Raw genomic sequence first — 18,308 nt, forward strand, 5'->3', positions numbered from 1 at the left:
CCGAAATTTTTCCACTGAACCCGATCGCGCCCGAGAACGCCGTATCCGAGTGTCGTAGATCACTTGTCGAGCCTCGGCCCTCAGCGCGGTTCCGGATTGGGCAGCGCCGCAACATCTTTGTCAGCTATTTGGTGGCAATGGCCGTAAATCCGTCGTGGGATCAGGCCTTCTTGCATTTACTTTCGCATTACCGCCTCATGTAAAAAGAGTTGTTTGCCTGTTTTATCTGTTATCCGCTTCCGGTCACCGGCCGGGTGCGCGATGAGTCCAGCGTGTTGAACGAAAGGCGTTTTTCCATGCGTAACCAAGTCTTCCAGCGACGTGCCGGAGAGGGGGTGGTGTCTCGGTGGGCAGCTCTAGGGATGATCGTGGCAATCATGGCCTTGGTCATGTCGTCGTTCTCGTTTGCCCAGATAGCCTCGGCTGACGAAATCGAGACCTCGATCGCCCCTGCCCCGACGCGCACTGTCGAGGCACCACCTTCTGCAGGGGATCAGGACTCCCCCGCGGCGACATCCACCTCGAAGACTCCGCCGACGACAACGAAGAGCGTGACCCCCACCACGCAGGTGGGGCCCACGAAAGCTCCGGCGACGTCGTCGTCGACAACTCCGCCGCCGACGACGACGAGCGGGACCGCCACGACGGAGAAACGAGCAGGAAACGCGGCGATCACTCCACGCGGACTCAATCCCGGCATCGATGTCGAGATCACCGAGGTCAACGTCACGGGCGCCGGAGACGACCAGCAGATCACGGTCGGGGACTCCGTAGAGGTACGCGGCACGTGGGATGCGAGGAACGCCAACCCGAAGCCGGGCGACGAGTTCACCATCCAGTTCCCCGACGAGTTGAAGCTCGGCGGTAACCCCACGATCGACCTGAAGACCAACGAAACCGTCTGGGGCACCTGCGAGCTGAACTCCTCCACCAACGTCATGACCTGTGTGCTCTCCGACGCCGTGGTCGGTCACGAAGAGGAGGTGCACGGCGACTTCTTCGTCTACACGAAGGCGGTCGAGTACACCACGGCCAAGAGCGTCGACTTCACGATCAATGACAGGGTCCGGACCGTCCCGCTGCCCGGCGGTGGCGGTATCGGCGACGGCCAGGACATCGGCGTGATCGAGAAGTCCGGCGAGCTCGCTCCCGACAAGGCTGCGGTGCGATGGACCATCGACATCCCCGGCTCCGATCTGGCTGCTCTGGACACGGGCAACACCGGTTCGGTGAACTTGAGTGATGCGCTCTCTGCCAACATGACGCTGTGCGAGGACGGTCGACTCAACGCGAGACTGTTGTCCGGACGGCCCGGTGATCTCAAGGACGTTCCCGGCGGCGTCGCCGTCACCCAGCCCGACGGAGCGGGCAGCGTAGTCGGTATCGAACTCACCAACGGCGCACCTTTCGCAAGCGACAAGCTCTACCGGGTCGAGTACACCTCGTGCACGACCAGCGGGATGGTGGATCTGCCCACCGAAGGCGACGAGTCCATCGTCTACGACAACTCCGTGACCGTTGGCGGGATCACTGTCGGCGCAGTCGGGGTCGGGCAGACCTGGCGACCGGAAGCTGTTCCCTCGAAGTCCGGCAGCCTGGACAAGAACGAGCGTTACCGCGAGGCCGCCTGGAACATCCAGGTTCCGGGTGTCTTTATCGCCGCCGACCCTGACAACAAGGTCGCCATTACCGAAACTCTCACCGGCGACCACGCTGTCTGCGACAGCGGCTTGAAGGTGAAGATCGAGCTCGCCGACCGCCTACCCGGGCCGGACGGCAAGTGGGCCGCTCGCCAGAATGTCACCGACGACTTCGTCGTCGACACCAGCGCGGCGCCCGGCTCCAAAACTTTCACCGTGACGATCACACCGAAGGCCGGCACCACGATCGACGAGGATCGTTATTACCAGGTGAGCTATCGGACATGCCTGACCGGCGACAAGGTTCCGGACAGCACGGAGACGTTCACCAACACGGCGCTCGTCAACGGCACCAAGGTCGGCGATACGGCCAAGGGGCACGATTTCAGCGGCCGCAAGACCGGCAAGCTCAACACCGATCCGAAGGTGATCGCCGGCGAGACCCAACCGGCTGGAACGACTCTCGGCTGGGACGTGGAAATCCCCGGACGCCATCTCGAGGGCCGCACCACACCCGCGGTCATCACGGACACGTTCTCCGACACCATGACGGTGTGCGAGGTCGGCAACGATCTCACGAAGAATCTCGATCTCCAGGTCACCGCACGCGATTTCCTCGGTGACAGCAAGGCCAATGCCGACCGCGACCTCACCGGCGCGACGACGGTCAAACGCACTGCCAACGGGATCGATTTCACCCTCCCCAAGGATGCGGGCGACTACAACCGTGAAACGCGGTACTACATCAGCTACACCCTGTGCACCACCAGTGGCGGACTGGACCAACGCGGCACCGAGTACGGAAACGCACTCGACTACGAGGGCGGCGCTCAGATCTCGCACGGCGTCAAGCAGGAGTGGGGCGGTGGCGGCACCGGCCAAGGTGTCACGCGCGGTTCGTTCTCACTGCTGAAAAACATCACGTCCTCGTCCGAGAAGTTCCCGGAGGACACCGAGTTCACCGTAAAGGTGGACGAGTTCGCACCCGGACAGAATCCGGACACCGACGCGCCGGCCAGCTCCTACGAGATCAAGGTCAAGGCTGACGGGACACCCGTCAGCGGGCTCAATCCTCGAGGCATCGGCTGGCAGATCCGCCTGTCCGAGATCAACCTGCCCACAGTTGGCGGCGTCTACTTCGAGCAGGGGAAGTTTGCCGCGGCAGAAGGGGTGACGGTCACCAAGAACGGCACCGAGGCGTTGGTGAGCATCACGCCGAAGAGCAACATCGGCGTCACCTTGTTCAACAAGGCTCAGCTGGGAACGGCAAAGATCACCAAGACCGTTATCGGTGACGGCCCGCGCACCGGTCTCGAGTCGTTCACGGTCAATGCCGAGATCAACTCGCACGACGACGCCAACCGCAAGGTGTTGGCCCCGTTCACTCTGCGAGACGGTCAGTTCTACAACCTGGGCGATCTGCCGATCGGATCGCAGGTCACCTTCACCGAGGTGCAGCCGCTGAACACCGACCTCGTGACCTGGTCGGTACCGGTGATCACTCCGAAGACGCTCACCATCGGTACCGATGCGGCGGCGAACACGGTCTCCATCACCAACGAAGCCACCACCACACAGGGCACCTTCGAGGTGAGCAAGAAACTCACAGGCCCGAAGGCATTCGACCGAGCAGTGCCCGCGAGCTTCGACGTGAATGCCACCTGGCTCGATGCGGACGGCAACCTGCAGGGTAAAACGCTGACGCTACCCTCCAACGGCACCAAGGTTCCGTTCGGTGAGAATCTGCCCGGCGGCACCGAGGTCACACTGACCGAGGTGGTTCCGGCAGACGGTAACGGTCTCGCCTACGGCGTGCCCGCCTACTCCGGGAATGTCAGGGTCGGTGCGGACAACGCGGCAGTGGTGACCATCGGAAAGGACCTGCGCCAGGTCGACGTGACGAACTTCGTCGACGTCAACGACGGTACTCTGCGCGTTGCCAAGCAGGTCAGCGGCGAGGCAGCCGGGGCCGTGGGTGAGGGTGTCGAATTCGGCGTCCAGGCCCGGTGGAAGGACGGTGTGGGATACCGCACCGCAGATCTGACCGTCAAGCAGGGAGAGGCCACGCCGCTCGGCGTCGATCTCCCGGTCGGAACCGAGGTGACCTTCACCGAAATCGGTCGTCCCGACGTCGCCGGAGTCGAATGGGGCACCATCTCCTGGGGTACCAGCCCGGACGGCGAATCGTGGCTCGTGACGAACCCCGGCGGCACCGCGACGGGCATCGTCTCCGACGACCCGACGGACGGTCGGCTGATCACTCTGTCGAACGAGGCACTGTGGAAGTTCGGCTCGGTCGAGTTCACGAAGTTCATCCTCGACGGCGACGACGCTGTCCGAGCCACCGAGGCAGACCTGCCTGACGGCGCGGCGTTCCAGGTACGGATCGACGGAATCGACCCGGCACTTCCCGCCGGAACCGATTTCCCGGCAGTAGGTGAAACCATCACCCTCGACGCCGGAAACAACTGGAGCTGGAAGTCCGGCGACGTGGTCCCACGGAACACCGTGATCACCTTCTCCGAGATCGATCCTGCACCTCTGGCGGGTATCGACTGGGCACGGCCGTACTACTACGTGGCCGCGGATGCCGGTGACGCCGACTACCGCGACACCGTCACGATCGTGGCAGGCGCGGAAGCTGTCGTGGAGATCCACAACCGCCCGATCCCGACCGCGGACGTGGACATCGACAAGATCGTCACCGGCCCCAAGGGTAGCCAAGTGACCAAGGACGGTTCCACGATCTTCCAGGTCACGGCCACGTGGACGGACATCGACGACGAGTTCCGGTCCTGCGTTCTCGACGTCAGGCCGGGTGCCTCGGTCACCCCGACCACCCAGTGCGACGCGGCCGTCGTAGACGGTAGAGTCCAGTTCCCGCTCGACACCGAGATCACTTTCATCGAAACCGGTGCCCACACCGACGTGACCAACGTCAAGTGGGGTGAAGTGCTCTGGAGCCTCGAGGACGGGCGCGCGGATATCGCCACGATCGACGGCGAACCGACCGGAATTTCCGTCACCCTCACCGGTGGCGCCGACAAGCCGGTAGTGCTGGGACTCGAGAACAAGACCAGCAGCAACGGGCTGATCATCATCCCGCTGCCGATTCCGTTGCCGCCGTGGGGATCGTTGATCCCGGCGTGGCCCGGAATCGACGGACCGGGAATCGACACACCGGTGATCGACGGACCGTCCTTCCCCGGCTCTGACGGGCAAGGGAGCCCCGGTCACAACGGCGCTCCGGGCAAGCCTGTTCCGGTCAAGCCGGACCAGTCGTCGTCACTGCCGGTAACAGGTGCCAACGTCATCTGGCTTGCCGGTGCAGCACTCGTGCTGATCGCCGGTGGCGCCTGGCTCGTCCTGCGTAACCGCAGGCAGGCACCCGGCGGGAATTAACCTCCCAGCCGTCACACGGTAGCGGGGCGGGTACGACCGTCTTCTGGTCGCACCCGCCCCGCTCCGCCACACCAATCGAACAGCAGAACAGCTATCGGGCGGCCGTTCACTCGCCCGCCCCTCGAAGGAGAGAAGCACCATGTTCATCCTCCCGTTCCCGATCGTCCTCGAGGACGTCAGCACCACCGGTTCTGTCGCCATCGACGGGCTCGGTCGCCTGTCCGTCCTCCTCTACGACCTTCTCGGCGGCACCGGAAGCGCCAAGATCAACGTGGGCAGCTAGCCAGTTCCACTGTGGAAAGGAGACCCGGTCGATGAGCGATGGGAAGATTCCGGCTGACGGGCGGCTACGGCCGCGGCCCGGCCAGATCGTCGGTGAACTACTGCTCACGGCCGGGATTCTCATCTTGCTCTTTGTCATCTACGAGGCGTTCTGGACCAACATCGTCTCAGGTCGACTGCAAGACGAGGTCAACGCTCGTCTGGAGGAATCCTGGAGCACCGACGTCGGGGCGGTCGGTAACGAGCCGATCGTCCCGGGGCCCCCGCCACTCGGCGAGGGGATCGCGCGTGTGTATCTTCCCGCACTCGGTGCCGATGTAGTGTCCGCCGTCGTCGAGGGCACCCGCAACGAGGACTTACGGGCAGGTCCCGGCCATTATCCCGCCACGCAGATGCCCGGCGAAGCCGGAAACTTCGCGCTCGCCGGGCACCGCATCGGTTCCGGTGCGGTGTTCCAGCACCTCGATCGACTCGATTCGTGCGATGCCGTGGTCGTGGAGACGGAGTTCGAGTGGATGACCTACCGACTCCTGCCACTGGAGACTCGCTCGCCTGAACGACGTACGGCCGCCGAAGCGTGCCTGAGTCCCGAGCAAACCGATCGAGTGTCCGACGGCGACTACGCTCACCTCCTGGGGCGACACATCACCGTGCCTGGCGACATCGACGTCGTCAACCCGTTGCCCGGCGCCCCGTGGGTGGAAGCTGAACCCGGACTGGAAAGTACGTTGACACTGACCACGTGCCATCCGCTGTTCTCGAACTCCGAACGCATGATCGTGCATGCTGTTCTCGTCGAAACGATCTCGAAGTCCTCGGGCTATATTCCCGCGGCATTGCAGGAGTAATAGATGTACGGCTACCTCTGGAGTGTGCTTCCTGGCCCCCGACCGGTGAAGGCGCTGCTCGCGATCATCATCGTCGTCGCGATCGTGTTGCTACTCATGGAAGTCGTTTTTCCCTGGGTGTCAGAACACATGCCCTACTCCGACGTCACCGTGTAGACCGCTCACCGGGCCGGCCTCGGTATCGCCCGCCTGGCGTGCCGACCCCTCGTCAGACGGGTGGCGACACATCCGAGTTACCCATGCTCGATCCGTGCCGACTGACATGTGACATCCTTTCCCGTAGCCGCAGACGATGTCACCCCGGCTCGACACGAACGTGAGATCCCGACTGCCCTCCTGACGCTCGTGCAGATCAATCAGATTCCTCCGCCGCGGCCTGCGCTCGATACCGACGAACGCCGAAGCGGTGTCACCGCCGTGCAGCGCTGCCCGCGATCCGTGTGGGACGGGCACGACGAGCTCTCCCCGGTACGAGCGGCGGCTTCGCCGTCTTCTTCGGAAGCTCGCCGGCAGCCATCGTCATCAATTCCCGGATGCACTCTCGGGCTCCAGATCTCGGAGGAGTTCGATCTGCTGCGGAGAAAGCGGTGACGGTACACCGCTCGCGACGGGTGAGGGTGAAGGGTGCGACGGCGGCAATGCTGTCTGCCTGCGCGATCGACGTCTCGAGCACAAACGATGTTCGACCGATTCTGGCGAGCGAGACGAAGACCTGTGTATCCCCTACAACGGGTTCACGAGAGAAGTTTGCGTTCACGTTCACGATAACGATAACGACGGTGGCAGCGAGCAATTCGCCTCCACGGATTTCACGAAACGCGGCGTTCCACCACGCATCTCCATAGACGTCAAGTTCGCCCCAACGACACGGCAGCAGGCGGTGCCTGTTCTCTCGCCACGCGAGCTGTATTCACCGGAAAGTTCAAGAAGGTAGCGTCGCTGTCAGCGCGAAAACTTCGCCTGCTACCAACATCGGTATCTCAGATGCACGCGTGGCCAAAGTTCGAAACACCCACCAGCGCAACGGGGCGAGGCGCGAAAATCCGGTTCTACTCACTGTTGCACACAGGACACGAGTCCGTCGCACTCGGGTCCAGACTCCCCTACCGGACGGTCTGCCCTTGGAAGTTTACTCGCGCAGGCAGACATCATGATCGAAGCATGAGACCATGCGCTCTGGTCGACACCGTGGTCTCATCCGGTACGACATGGATCTCGATCACCGCAGCCGGACGTGACTCGGCGCATGTCGGTTTCGGTGACGACATCGTGGCGTCGAGCACCTTGATCACTCACGACGCGGACGGAACGCCCGTCATTGTCGCCGACTCAATCGCCGACCCGTTGACCGGACCGCCGGCTGCCACACCTACGATGTCCGAAACACTGCCCGACACTGGGTATCTCTGGGATATTTCGATGGCAGGGCTGGTATCGTCCACAACCCCTGATCACCCCGACACCGGGATGCCCGGATACGACCCCCGTTTCACAGCCTTGCCGACGAGAAGATCGAGTGTGGCATCGAGTCAACATAGGGAGCCGACACCGAGTCAGTGCTCCGTGGTCTCTGAATCGACATCTCGTGAGGTACCCATATGCTTTCCGGCCATATGGTCAAAGAAGTTTCGGGACTACATAGTCGAATCAAGAATGGGCACAACGTCGCTCGTGGTACCATATTCATCTTCGCGCCCTGGCGGCACGGCGCGCGTCCGTCGAAAGCGGTCCTCCACATGTCCGAAACACAGCAAAAATTGCCGCATCACTGCGTGGTTCGCTGGGAACAAATGGCTGGGTGCGTGGCGTCAAGGTACTTCGATTCGGCGGCCGGGAACCTGGACCGAGAACAACTCGACCGATGCCACAGCGCACTTCCGATTCGAATTCAACATCGCAGTGCGCCCTGCGGTTCCTCAACCCCGCCGTCGTCGAGGCAACGGGGTTGGATCAAGCAGATCACCCCGGTATCGAACGAGATTCGAACTGGTATCCCACCGGTCGAGTGTGGCGAGCCTGGCTCCGCGATCGGATACCCGGAAACGCTCCCCGCCACGGAAAGCTGTCGGGTCCGAACTCGCCGCTCTGGGAACCACGCCCGTCACCGATGTGACACCCGACCTCGATGCGGCCGGTATCGCTTCGATCGCCAAAGCGATGTCGAAAGGCGATCTCCCGCAACGGGTACAGCTGTTGGATGCCCGCTGAAAATCCGCCGAACACCGGGGCGACCGACCATTGGTCCGCACAAGATCCTACTTGCAGATTCCGGGCCGCCGGATATCGAATCACTGGTCGAACAATCAGCAGATGCCACAACGCCGGTCGAGCCATAGCGGCGCACAGTGTCAGCCGCGAAACTCTTCTGATCCTGCTGGCCGCACTCGACGAGGTCGGCTCGATGCCCTGGCGACCGGATTGAACACGGGGCGCTGGTCCCCGCTGAGTCAATCGGGGATATCCGCTGCCTCGGATTGACGGTGGTGACCCAACCCGAGTTCATAGCCGACCGCGGCGACGTCAAGGTCTACGGCGGCGGTGTCGCCGTCGATGACGGGGTGTTCCTTCGGGACATGTCCACCGCGATCGGTGACCATTGGGAGATCACCGGGTCGGTCACGGCCTCCTCGCAAGGCCGATCCACTTCCAAGCAGCGCACCAAAGTTCGTACGTTCACCGAATCCGAGCTCGAAGCACTGCCGCGTGGCCGGGCGATCGTACGTTCCTCCGGTAACCGGCCTGTGATCGTACGGACGGCGCCGTGGATGGCCGGCCCGCATGCCGACCGGATCAGGGCGTCAATCGAAGCCCACGATCCGGCAGCCCCGGCGATATTGGCGGAAGCAGAAGAAGGCCTGTCCGAATGGCTCAAGCCAGACCACGCGGGGTCGGCGCGTGAGGCGGTGTCGCTGTGAACGCGCCGTTCGAACCACCGCCGGAGGACGATTTCGATCCGGGTGAGGCTGACTATCTGCCGCCGGAAGATGCGGACTATCCACGCCCATCCGCGTACACGCCCCTCAGCGGAGGAGATGAACCGAGCGTCGAAGCGCCGCTGAGCGAGAACCTCGAGGCGATGGTCGGCAAGGCAATTCTCAAACGCATCCAGAAGGAAGCCGACGCGATCGCCGAAGCGAAGTGGGCGGAAATCCTCACTCCGGAGCTGTACGCGCGACTCGAAGCGGCGGCGGCGCGGTTGCTGGCGCAGCTCGAGATTTCGCTCGCCGATCCGGAACCGGAGTCGGAGCAGCCGGCAGAGCCGAAACTGGTGTTCGGATCGGTGGAGGAGTTCGTGCGCGAACGGATCGCCCCCGTCTATCGGCGTGAAGTGATCGAGGGGACGTCAAGGAACTGGTGCACGCAGTGGTGGAAACATGCCGAAGCTATCTCCCGGTTGGAAGCCCTGTGGCGCGCGTGGGAGCGTCTGGGCCTGGATCCCTCGACGGGCATGAGTGTGTGGTGGCGCGATCACGCTGACCACCACATGGCACAGCTTTTCGATCCAGAGGGCACGTTCAAAGCGTGCTCGGTCCGCAGCGGTCATGCCGGCGGCGACTTCGCGATCGTGCCCTTGCCGATCGAACCCGCACCGTCGTCGATGTTCCCCGACATGCGTCAATCCCCAGAATCCGCGCCCACAGAGTCGTCACCCCACAAGGAAGGCAACAACTGATGTCAGAGCACGACGAAATCGGTGAGGTCAATCAAGAACTCACGCGCATGTTCCGGGTCGGTTTGCAGTCTGCGTCCCGTCTCGCAGAGCAGATGGGCCGCGCACGTGAGAAGCAGATCCGCGACGCCGAAGCCAAAAGCGTGCAAGCGGCCCGTGAACTGCGCGAACGGCTCGTCGCCGAGCGCAGCGCGATCGAGGCACAGCTACGTCCGGTGATGACGGACCGCTCGTGGGAGGACGCTTCCCACGCGCAGATCGCCGACAGCTGGCAGCAGGCCCGCGGCTGGCAAGACCACTCGCAGCCCGCGGCCGACGCCGCAGATCGCATCCGCACGCAAGTCCAGACACGGTACGGAATAGATGCGGCCGCCCCCGGGATCGACCCGCGAGAAATCGAGACCCTGCTCCAGGCAGCCGAAGAAGCCAAGCGGGCCGCTACCGCCGAACAGGAACTCGCCGAACGCGAGAACGTGAAGGCTTCCGAGCTGATGGCTGAGGCCGATCGGCTCGACAAGACGGCGACAGAGGCCGAAGGTACACCGGCCGAAACTGAAATCGCCCAAGACGCAGACGCTCATCGGGCGGCCGCGGAAGCCGAGTACGACTCGGCTGAACGACGCGATGCACTCGCCGCCGACATGAACGCCGCAGGAGTGGACAAGGAAACGATCGGCGCCCGGATGACGGCCGATCTCGACCAGGGCAAGCATCCCCGAGGAGCGGTGCAGACCGGGACTGGTAAACCACCTGTCGCGAGGAAAGGACGCCCGACCAAGGGCCGCAGCCAGGAACGTCAACACGCCGGGCGATATCCGCACACGCTGCACTTACGAGGGAATCAATCTCCCGCACGCAGTGGCACATCATCGTTGGACCAGGTTTCGTCGGGCCGGAATCCGACATCCTTAGAACACAAACGCCTGTGGCCTTCCTTGGCTGGCCACAGGCGTCCTGAACTGCAGAAGCGCAGCCAGATTGGCTGACCGGCGAGGGATACAAGGACAGCGCCAGCAGCGGAAGCGGCGCAGTAGGACGGAACAGCGCCGACCGCCTCGATATTCGCTCACCGGAATCCACATCAAACATCGTGACGACTTCTAGCTACAACGATTACGGGCTAGATCCGGACGAGTACCAGGAACTGGTCAACATCGACAGTCCATCCAATACCGCACTCGTCCGAGTGACGGCTTTCGAAGCCGAGCATTGCGCGATGATCATCGGAGCGTACGCACAAGGCCAGACCGCATAGGAGGAGGCAGTGAACGATGTCAGGTACTTCTTCTTGGCCGCGGCTTTCTCAGCGCGACACCCGAATAGCATCCACTCCGCGGAATCCCTCGCTTCCCGTCGTGAAGCCGTCATGAAATGGCCGTACCCATGACCTGGCGGACCACGGGTTCAACCACACTAGCGTTGCCCGCTCGTCATCTAGTTCAGCTCCACGCCGGCTGCCCACTTCATTTCGATTAACTACGAGGTGAAGTGGGTTCCTTTGTATTACTTGATATTTCGATAAAGGGTGCTTCGTTCGACGTTAAGAACTTCCGCAATCTCGGTCATGGAGACAACGTCGCCCTTCATCTTGTTCGCCTGCCACTTCTTCGCTCCTGATGCCTTGTCGGTTGTCAGTTTCAGAAGTGGACTGCACTACTCACCTCTCGCGACCGCTAGAGCGTCTCGTTCTTCCCGCGCGAGGGTGAGGTTGCTGTAGAGGGCGGATCGTTTCAATCCGGTGTTCTTGCAGAGTGTTTCGATCTTGAACTGCCGTGTTTCGTATACCTGGAGTAACTGACCGTTTCAGAATGATTTCCGTAGTCGCCTCAAGCAGATGATGCTGCATGCGAGTTCGAGTAGTCCTTGGTGAAGGTCCGCGCGCATCTCGGAACGTGTTCGTAGGCGTTTGAATTGGTGGAGCCAGGCGAAGGTCCGTTCGACCACCCAGCGAACCTTGCCGAGTCCGGAACCGTGTGCGGCACCGCGGCGGGCGATCATCGGTGTGATCCCCTTGGCGCGGAGCAAGTTCCGATACTTGTCGTGGTCGTATCCACGGTCGGCGAACAACCTTCGGGGCCGATTCCGCGGCCGACCACGGCAGCCACGAATACGTGGAATCGCCTCGACCAGAGGCATCAGCTGGGTGACATCGTGACTGTTTCCGCCGGTCAACGACACCGCCAAGGGAGTGCCGTGCCGGTCGACGATCACATGGTGCTTGCTGCCGGTACGGGCTCGATCGACCGGTGACGGGCCGGTGAGATCTCCCCTTTGAGGGCTCGCACGTGTGAGCCGTCGACCGCGACATCGTTGATCTCGAGCAGCCCAGTCGCGCGGAGTTCGGCGAGTAACCGCTCGTGCAGCTGCGGCCATACTCCGGCCTCGGTCCACTTCCGTAACCTGCGCCAACAGGTCACGCTGCTGCATCCGATCTTCTCTGCCGGGACGTCCCGCCAGGCGAGGTTGGTATGTAGAACGAAGATGATGCCAGCTAATGCGACCCTGTCGTCAACCGGCTTGCGTCCCGGGAATCGGTACCGGCGGGTATCTCTGGGTGGCAGCAGCGGGGCTACCCGCTCCCACAGATCGTTCGGAACAAGATCAACAGACACTCGGTGCACCCTGCCGAAAAAGCAGACGGTACGCCATCCGCCACGCCGAACTCATTCTGAAACGGTCAGTAAATGATGCCTTGCGAATCGCGTCTTCGCAGCGCGACTGATGCCGTGCCCGGGTCCGCGCCGCACCTGCGTTTTCACCCCGCATGAAGGGCCGACGATGTCGACGTTAGTGCCGACCATTGCGATAGGGGAGCCTGCGCACCGGGCGGTGCTGCTTCGGTGATCGCATCCGTACCGCAAAACGGGGTGTCCGCCAGACGACGATTGCTAAAGTGATTTTGATTCCAGTAATGTCCTTTTGCTGGCGATGTCAGGGTCTGTCGTCAATTCTCGGCAGGTCGTAGTGGTGTCGTTGCATCGCATTTGGTGGGGGATACGAGGGTGAACCATTTTTAGGCTTCGGTGAATGATCAATTCGGGAGATATCAGCTTTCTTCCAATGCTGGTACGAGTTATCCACGGAGGCGGTGTGGGAAGTGGTAGGTGGGAGTCGTCTGCGGCGCGTTCACGTTTTCAGGCGGCGTGGTTCGGTGTCCTTCTTCGGCACAGTGTCAATGTGCTCTGTGGGGTGGTGTATCTGAGCTTTCCTCCGCGCACGACGGTGGGTGTGGCGGTCGCCGTGGTGTTGATCGGGTGGGGTTCGTTTCGTCTGTTGACGCGGTCGATGACGTCATCGACCGCGGTGTGGGCGGATTACGTGCTGGTTGTGGTGGTGGCGGTGACGATTCCGTCGACGACCGAAGGTATCGACGTGGTGTCGTCGAACTCGTTGCCGTTGGCGGTCTCTGGGAGTGCGGTGTTGAGTTTCGCGTTCTCGCAGCGGCATTGGCAGGCGGTGTTGGCTGCGGTCGGTATTGCCGTGGCGTTCGTGTTCGGGTTGTCGGGCGTGGCGGGTGTGGAGTCGCCGTGGACGGTGTTCTGGCCGTACTTTTTCCTCGTTCAGTGTGGGATCGGGATTTTCCTGCGGCAGTTGGTCGAACGTGGCGCACGAGCAGCGGATGCGGCGGGTATGCAGCTCGCGGAGACCGAACGAGATGTCGCGGTCGCGCAGGCGCGGCGCGAGTATCAGCGTGAACATTGGGCGACGGTGCACGATACGGCCGCGGCGACGATGTTGATGATCGGGCACGGTGTGCCGTTGACGAAGGAGCGGGTGCGTCGTCAAGCTGCTCGGGATCTGCAGGCACTTCGGTCGGCGCCGGCACTGGAGTCGGGCGAGCAGATCGATGTTCGCCGGATTCTCGACGACATCGCGGCGGAGTCTGACCTCGCGGTCTCCGTGACCGGAGCTGAGCGGGTGCGGGTGTCTGGGACTCTTGCTCATGCGATAGCGGGTGCGGTCAGGGAGGCATTAACGAACGTCGAGCGACATTCCGGCACGCGGGCAGCATCGCTGGTGTTGCGCGGGTCCGGGGTCGACATCGTCGACGCCGGCACCGGATTCAGCGCAGCCGATGCGCCCGATACCGATGGTTCTGCGTCGACAATGGGTCATGGCCGGGGGATCGCCGAATCCATCACCGGGCGGATGACGCGGGTCGGCGCTTCGGCGCGAGTCGAATCGGCTCCGGGAGCTGGGACGAGAATTGTCCTGGGCTGGGACACCGAGAGCGCCACGGAGACAACGGAAAGCGCCGCAGGTGATGCCGCGCGGGTATGGGAGCTCTCCGATCCTGCCCGCCGCGCATTTCGGCTCAGCCGCGGATACGGGCTGGGTCTGGTCGGGGTTGCCACGATTTTGACGACGCTGATCCCGGTACGTCTGTACGGACCCCGGATCGTCACCGAGCCCACACAAATGGTGTTGATCGGTGTTCTGTTCGTGGTCATCGGGTTGGGAGCGTGCACGGTCACGGGGATGGCGGTGCCGCGGTGGGCGAAGGCCGCGGGATTCGCCGCGGTATCGGTGGTGACGTTCGTTCAACCGTTTACCACCGACGATGCGTTCGGGACCGGGGAGCATTGGGCGTTCGGGATGACCGGGTGGGTGCTGCTGCCACTCCTACTCACATCGCCGGTGCGAATGATCATGGCGGCGTTAGTGTTCTTACGAGTGGTCACCGCCGCGGCGGCGATCGTCGGAGGCGAGATGAACGCGGGAACGTTCGAGCTGTTCGGGTACAGCCTGGCCAGTGAATTGGCGGTCCAGATGATCGCCGGGTTCTTCGCCACTGACCTGCGCCGCACCGCACGGTTGGCAGCGGAGGAGTCCGAGGCCCAGTCCGCGCTGATCGCCGACCGGGAGATCGCGGACCGTGTGCAGACGGATTATCGGAGCCGCTACACCGCGCTCGAGGAAACCACAGTGCCGCTGCTGCGGGCCCTTGCGGAAGGATCGATCACCGCCGATTCCGAAGGTGTGCGCGAGCAGGCAGCGGTCGAGTCCGCTCGGATGCGCCGATTGTTCCTACAAGCGGACGGGCAACTGCAGCTTCACCCGCTGGCACGCGAGATTCAAGGCCTGACCGCACTGGGGGGAGAAGAACGGCGTATCGGTGGCAGTGGAGATACCACCGAACCTGTCCCCAGTAGACGCTCACCTACGCACCACCCTGTTGGAGGTCCCCGCGCAGGTCGTCGCCGCCGCCCGGGCGCATGCCCGAATCGTGGTCACCGAAACCCCGCAGCTTCAGATCAGCGTCGTCGCCGACTGCGACCCCGCCCACGTCGAGGACCTCGAATGGGACGAAACGACCGAGGTTCAGGTGCGGGTCGAATATGACGAGGGCCTGATCTGGGTTCAGGCCACCGCCGCTCCCATATCGGCGCGGGCCGTACCGCTGACTGACGTTGCGCTGTGAACACAATCAACCAAGGGCGAGATGCCCGCACGAAAGGGCCGATTCGATGACTGCACCCGACCTGACCGAGATCACCGTCGCGGTGATCGACGACCACGACGTGGTGCACGAAGGCCTCGCCTCATGGTGTGCCGGCGCCACACCACCGATCGCGGTCGCCGGACGATACCTACGGCCGACAGAGTTTCTGCGCGATCGAGCAGGTGGGCAGGGCGTGCGGATCGACGCGGTGGTGCTGGATCTGCAGTTCGGGGACGGCTCGCCGCTGCCCGCCTTGGACATGGTGAGCGCTCTCACTGACGCCGGATACCGGGTCATCATCTACTCCATGCGCAGTGACGCGGCGACGATCTTGGACTGCCTCGACAACGGCGCGGTGACGTATCTGACGAAATCGGAAGGCCGCCAACATCTCGTTCCCGCGATCGAGGCTGCAGTAACCGATCACCCGTATATGTCGCCGAGTATGGCCGGAGCGATGTCCGCGGACACCAGGGCGTCGCGACCCAAGCTGACCGAGCGGGAACGTGAAGTGCTGATCCAGTGGTTCCGGACCGAATCGAAAACCTTCGCTGCCAAAGCCCTGTACATCACCGCATCCACCCTGGCCACTCATCTGGGGCGGGTGCGCACCAAATACGCCGCGGCCGGCCGGCCGGCGCCGACGAAAGCAGCACTCGTCGCTCGCGCTTTGCAGGACGGAATCATCAGCATCGACGATCTCTAGCCCGAACAATATCGGCGGGGGTTGTCCGGCATGCTCGCGTGTGACGGTGGGAGAAGAAGCGTCGGGCTTGGGCGATTCACCAAGCGCGAGATCACCAAGCGCGAGATGTTGTGAGTTGCGCACGAGGAAACTCTGCGATGCCTACTGTTTCTTCATTTGCTTGCAGGCATGTACTTCGATCGACTGACAGACAGCTCTGTGCCGTGACTGGTAAAACCGACATGCTGCGCAATGCGCAAGCATGTCGGCGATCGAAATGAAGCTGTCGAGAGGAACGGAATGTCATATACACGAGGTCAGACGGTTTCGCGTGCAAGACCGCTCGCGCCGAGAACTGTCGGCCATGCGGCGTTGGCCGCGCTCGCGGCGGTCGCTCTGACATTCGGCTTGATTTCGACACCGACTGCCCAGGCAGAGGAGACCACGTCGAGCGTGCTGTTCGTCGTCGACACGTCGGGGTCGATGGCGGGATCACCGTTGGCGCAAGCGAAGGATGCGCTCCGTGCCGGGATTGGAGCACTCTCCTCGGGACAAGCTGCCGGTCTGCGTTCCTTCGCGGGCGACTGCGGTAACGGTGGACAGTTGCTGGTTCCAGTGGCAACCGACAATCGCGACCAACTCAACAACGCCACTAATCAACTCACTGCAGGTGGCACCACCCCTACACCAGATGCTCTGCGCGCAGCGGCCGGCGATCTCCCGTCCACAGGCGATCGCACCATCATCCTGATCAGCGACGGCCAAAGCACCTGTGGAGATCCCTGCGCGGTCGCAACTGAACTGAAAAATCAGCTCGGCATCGACTTCCGCGTCCACGCAGTCGGTTTCAATGCTCCGGATGTAGCGGAAAGTGAGCTCAGCTGCATCGCAAATGCTACTGGAGGGCGATACTTCACAGCGACGAACACCACGGAACTCAGCGACGCCATATCAGCTGCCGTCGCCACCGGATCAGGAGAGATCCGCAGCGACGTCGATTGCGATTCACCTACTTTCATCGGAGTTCGAGGCTCTGGCGAATCACCACAAAGCCCTGATCTTTCCTACTTCCGGACGCACGCGCGCACGAACAAGCCGTACACGGAAGAGGGGGCAGTCAACCTCGGTATGGGTGAGCGCCTCGCGCCGATGTTCGGCTTCCTGCAACGTCAACAGTCCGTCGACTACGACTTCAACATCATGTCGGTGTCGTACCCCGCCATCAATGTGGAAACGGCCAACATCGGCTACTACACGAACGACTACCGGGAGTCCGTCGACATCGGTGCATCGAATCTGGGACGCATCATCTCAGCACTGCATACGAAATGCAGCGACAGTGCACGCATCGTCCTCGCCGGGTACTCGCAGGGAGCAAATGTCGTTAATCGATACCTAGCCCAGAAGCAGGCTGTTACGGCACCGGAACTCGCACTTGTCAAATCTGTCGTGTACTTCGGTGATCCCAACCTCCGCCCGGGCCGCGCCGGTGAGCGGCACGAGGGAACGTCGTACAAGGCTCTCGGGGTCGTCGCAGCGGGTGTTACCAACGGTGACGCCGACATCAGCGATTATCTCTCGTCTCACCCGAACGTGGTCAGTTCGTTCTGTCTGAGTGGAGACATCATTTGCAATCCTCCCGTGGATGTCGTGTTCGGGAAAGGAATCCACGGATCGTACGGCTCCCCAGATACGAAGATCACCTGCCCGGTCAACGGGGAAAAAAATGTGGTGCTCTACCAGTGCGGCGCCTTCCGCGTAATGCGGGATCTTGGTTACGCCCTCCCCTCAGTCGAGCGCACTCCGACGCTGCTGCAACGAGGGCAGGAGATTTTGTTCTCAGTGGGAGGCTGGATCGCAAATCAGCCCAGCTTGGCGCTCTTCGCCTCGACACCTCAGGTGGTTGGCAATTTCACGACCGATGAGAACGGAAATGCGACAGCGCTGGTACGTGTTCCGGATGATGCTGACCTAGGCGATCATCACCTGATCGTCCAACAACCAGGTGGGCGTTCTGTATCGGTACCAGTCACAGTGGTCGACTCGTCCTCGATGTCGACTCCTGTGTTTTCATTTGGTCCAGAGGATGGGTTTGAGGATGGCCTCGGGTCCGGAAGCGGAAGCGCCGCCATCTTGTTCGGGAGTTGACATCTGAAACACACGAATGACGTTCATCCTCGGACTGCAGTTCCCGCAGGCGAGGTTCTGACGGGAGGTTGCAACACGGGTAGTTTCAATTTTCGGACCGAGGTAGATCGTGCAGGCGCTCGGCTGGTTTATCCCAGCCGAGCGTCGTTTCTACTTCGTCGAAGAGATGCGCGGGTGAGGGTCGGTATTG

Annotated in this window: 14 protein-coding genes; 12 read left to right on the plus strand and 2 right to left on the minus strand. The window is 62.4% G+C overall.

Annotation, left to right across the window (positions count from 1 at the left end):
* The first annotated feature begins 296 nt into the window (after positions 1-296).
* The 9 genes from ABH922_RS26195 to ABH922_RS26235 all read left to right on the plus strand — a co-directional run bounded on the left by ABH922_RS26195 (position 297) and on the right by ABH922_RS26235 (position 11,097).
* Positions 297-5,042 carry a DUF5979 domain-containing protein gene (locus tag ABH922_RS26195; protein WP_424809947.1) on the plus strand — a complete coding sequence of 1,582 codons (4,746 nt, stop codon included), beginning with the start codon at positions 297-299 and terminating at the stop codon, positions 5,040-5,042.
* Positions 5,043-5,181: 139 nt separating this feature from the next.
* Positions 5,182-5,325 (plus strand): hypothetical protein, encoded by a 144-nt coding sequence (locus ABH922_RS26200; protein WP_424809948.1) that lies wholly within the window; start codon positions 5,182-5,184, stop codon positions 5,323-5,325.
* A gap of 31 nt (positions 5,326-5,356) precedes the next feature.
* Positions 5,357-6,172, plus strand: a complete 816-nt coding sequence (locus ABH922_RS26205; protein ID WP_424809949.1) for a class E sortase — start codon at positions 5,357-5,359, stop codon at positions 6,170-6,172.
* A 3-nt stretch (positions 6,173-6,175) separates the two neighbouring features.
* Positions 6,176-6,328 carry a hypothetical protein gene (locus ABH922_RS26210; protein ID WP_424809950.1) on the plus strand — a complete coding sequence of 51 codons (153 nt, stop codon included), beginning with the start codon at positions 6,176-6,178 and terminating at the stop codon, positions 6,326-6,328.
* Positions 6,329-8,179: 1,851 nt separating this feature from the next.
* A complete protein-coding gene (locus tag ABH922_RS26215; protein WP_424809951.1) occupies positions 8,180-8,380 on the plus strand; it encodes a hypothetical protein in 201 nt (66 codons plus the stop codon).
* Between the two features lie 275 nt (positions 8,381-8,655).
* On the plus strand, positions 8,656-9,087 hold the full coding sequence (locus tag ABH922_RS26220; protein WP_424809952.1) for a hypothetical protein: 432 nt from the start codon (positions 8,656-8,658) through the stop codon (positions 9,085-9,087).
* Positions 9,084-9,845, plus strand: coding sequence for a DUF4913 domain-containing protein (locus ABH922_RS26225; RefSeq protein ID WP_424809953.1), 762 nt, complete (start codon positions 9,084-9,086; stop codon positions 9,843-9,845). The genes ABH922_RS26220 and ABH922_RS26225 overlap by 4 nt, the downstream gene beginning before the upstream one ends.
* Complete coding sequence (locus ABH922_RS26230; RefSeq protein WP_424809954.1) at positions 9,845-10,828, plus strand: hypothetical protein; 984 nt, start codon at positions 9,845-9,847, stop codon at positions 10,826-10,828. The genes ABH922_RS26225 and ABH922_RS26230 overlap by 1 nt, the downstream gene beginning before the upstream one ends.
* Positions 10,829-10,932: 104 nt before the next feature.
* Positions 10,933-11,097, plus strand: a complete 165-nt coding sequence (locus ABH922_RS26235) for a hypothetical protein (RefSeq protein ID WP_424809955.1) — start codon at positions 10,933-10,935, stop codon at positions 11,095-11,097.
* Between the two features lie 548 nt (positions 11,098-11,645).
* Here the strand turns inward: ABH922_RS26235 and ABH922_RS26240 are convergent.
* A protein-coding gene (locus tag ABH922_RS26240) for an IS5 family transposase (RefSeq protein WP_424809956.1) occupies positions 11,646-12,454 on the minus strand; the annotation gives its coding sequence in 2 pieces (ribosomal slippage) (positions 11,646-12,115 and positions 12,115-12,454; 810 coding nt in all).
* Between the two features lie 478 nt (positions 12,455-12,932).
* Between ABH922_RS26240 and ABH922_RS26245 the strand changes: the two genes are divergently transcribed.
* Together ABH922_RS26245 and ABH922_RS26250 are read left to right on the plus strand one after the other, a co-directional pair.
* Complete coding sequence (locus ABH922_RS26245) at positions 12,933-15,185, plus strand: sensor histidine kinase (RefSeq protein WP_424809957.1); 2,253 nt, start codon at positions 12,933-12,935, stop codon at positions 15,183-15,185.
* A 125-nt stretch (positions 15,186-15,310) separates the two neighbouring features.
* The gene (locus tag ABH922_RS26250) at positions 15,311-15,991 is read left to right on the plus strand and encodes a response regulator (RefSeq protein WP_424809958.1); all 681 of its coding nucleotides are present in this window, start codon (positions 15,311-15,313) and stop codon (positions 15,989-15,991) included.
* 296 nt (positions 15,992-16,287) lie between these two features.
* Here ABH922_RS26250 and ABH922_RS26255 read toward each other — a convergent pair whose 3' ends face one another.
* Entirely contained in the window at positions 16,288-16,443 is a 156-nt protein-coding gene (locus tag ABH922_RS26255) for a hypothetical protein (protein ID WP_424810339.1), read from the minus strand.
* A 10-nt stretch (positions 16,444-16,453) separates the two neighbouring features.
* Between ABH922_RS26255 and ABH922_RS26260 the strand changes: the two genes are divergently transcribed.
* The gene (locus ABH922_RS26260; protein WP_424810325.1) at positions 16,454-18,118 is read left to right on the plus strand and encodes a cutinase family protein; all 1,665 of its coding nucleotides are present in this window, start codon (positions 16,454-16,456) and stop codon (positions 18,116-18,118) included.
* Positions 18,119-18,308 lie beyond the last annotated feature (190 nt).

It is taken from the genome of Rhodococcus sp. 27YEA15 (assembly GCF_049739425.1).
Lineage (GTDB): Bacteria > Actinomycetota > Actinomycetes > Mycobacteriales > Mycobacteriaceae > Rhodococcus_F.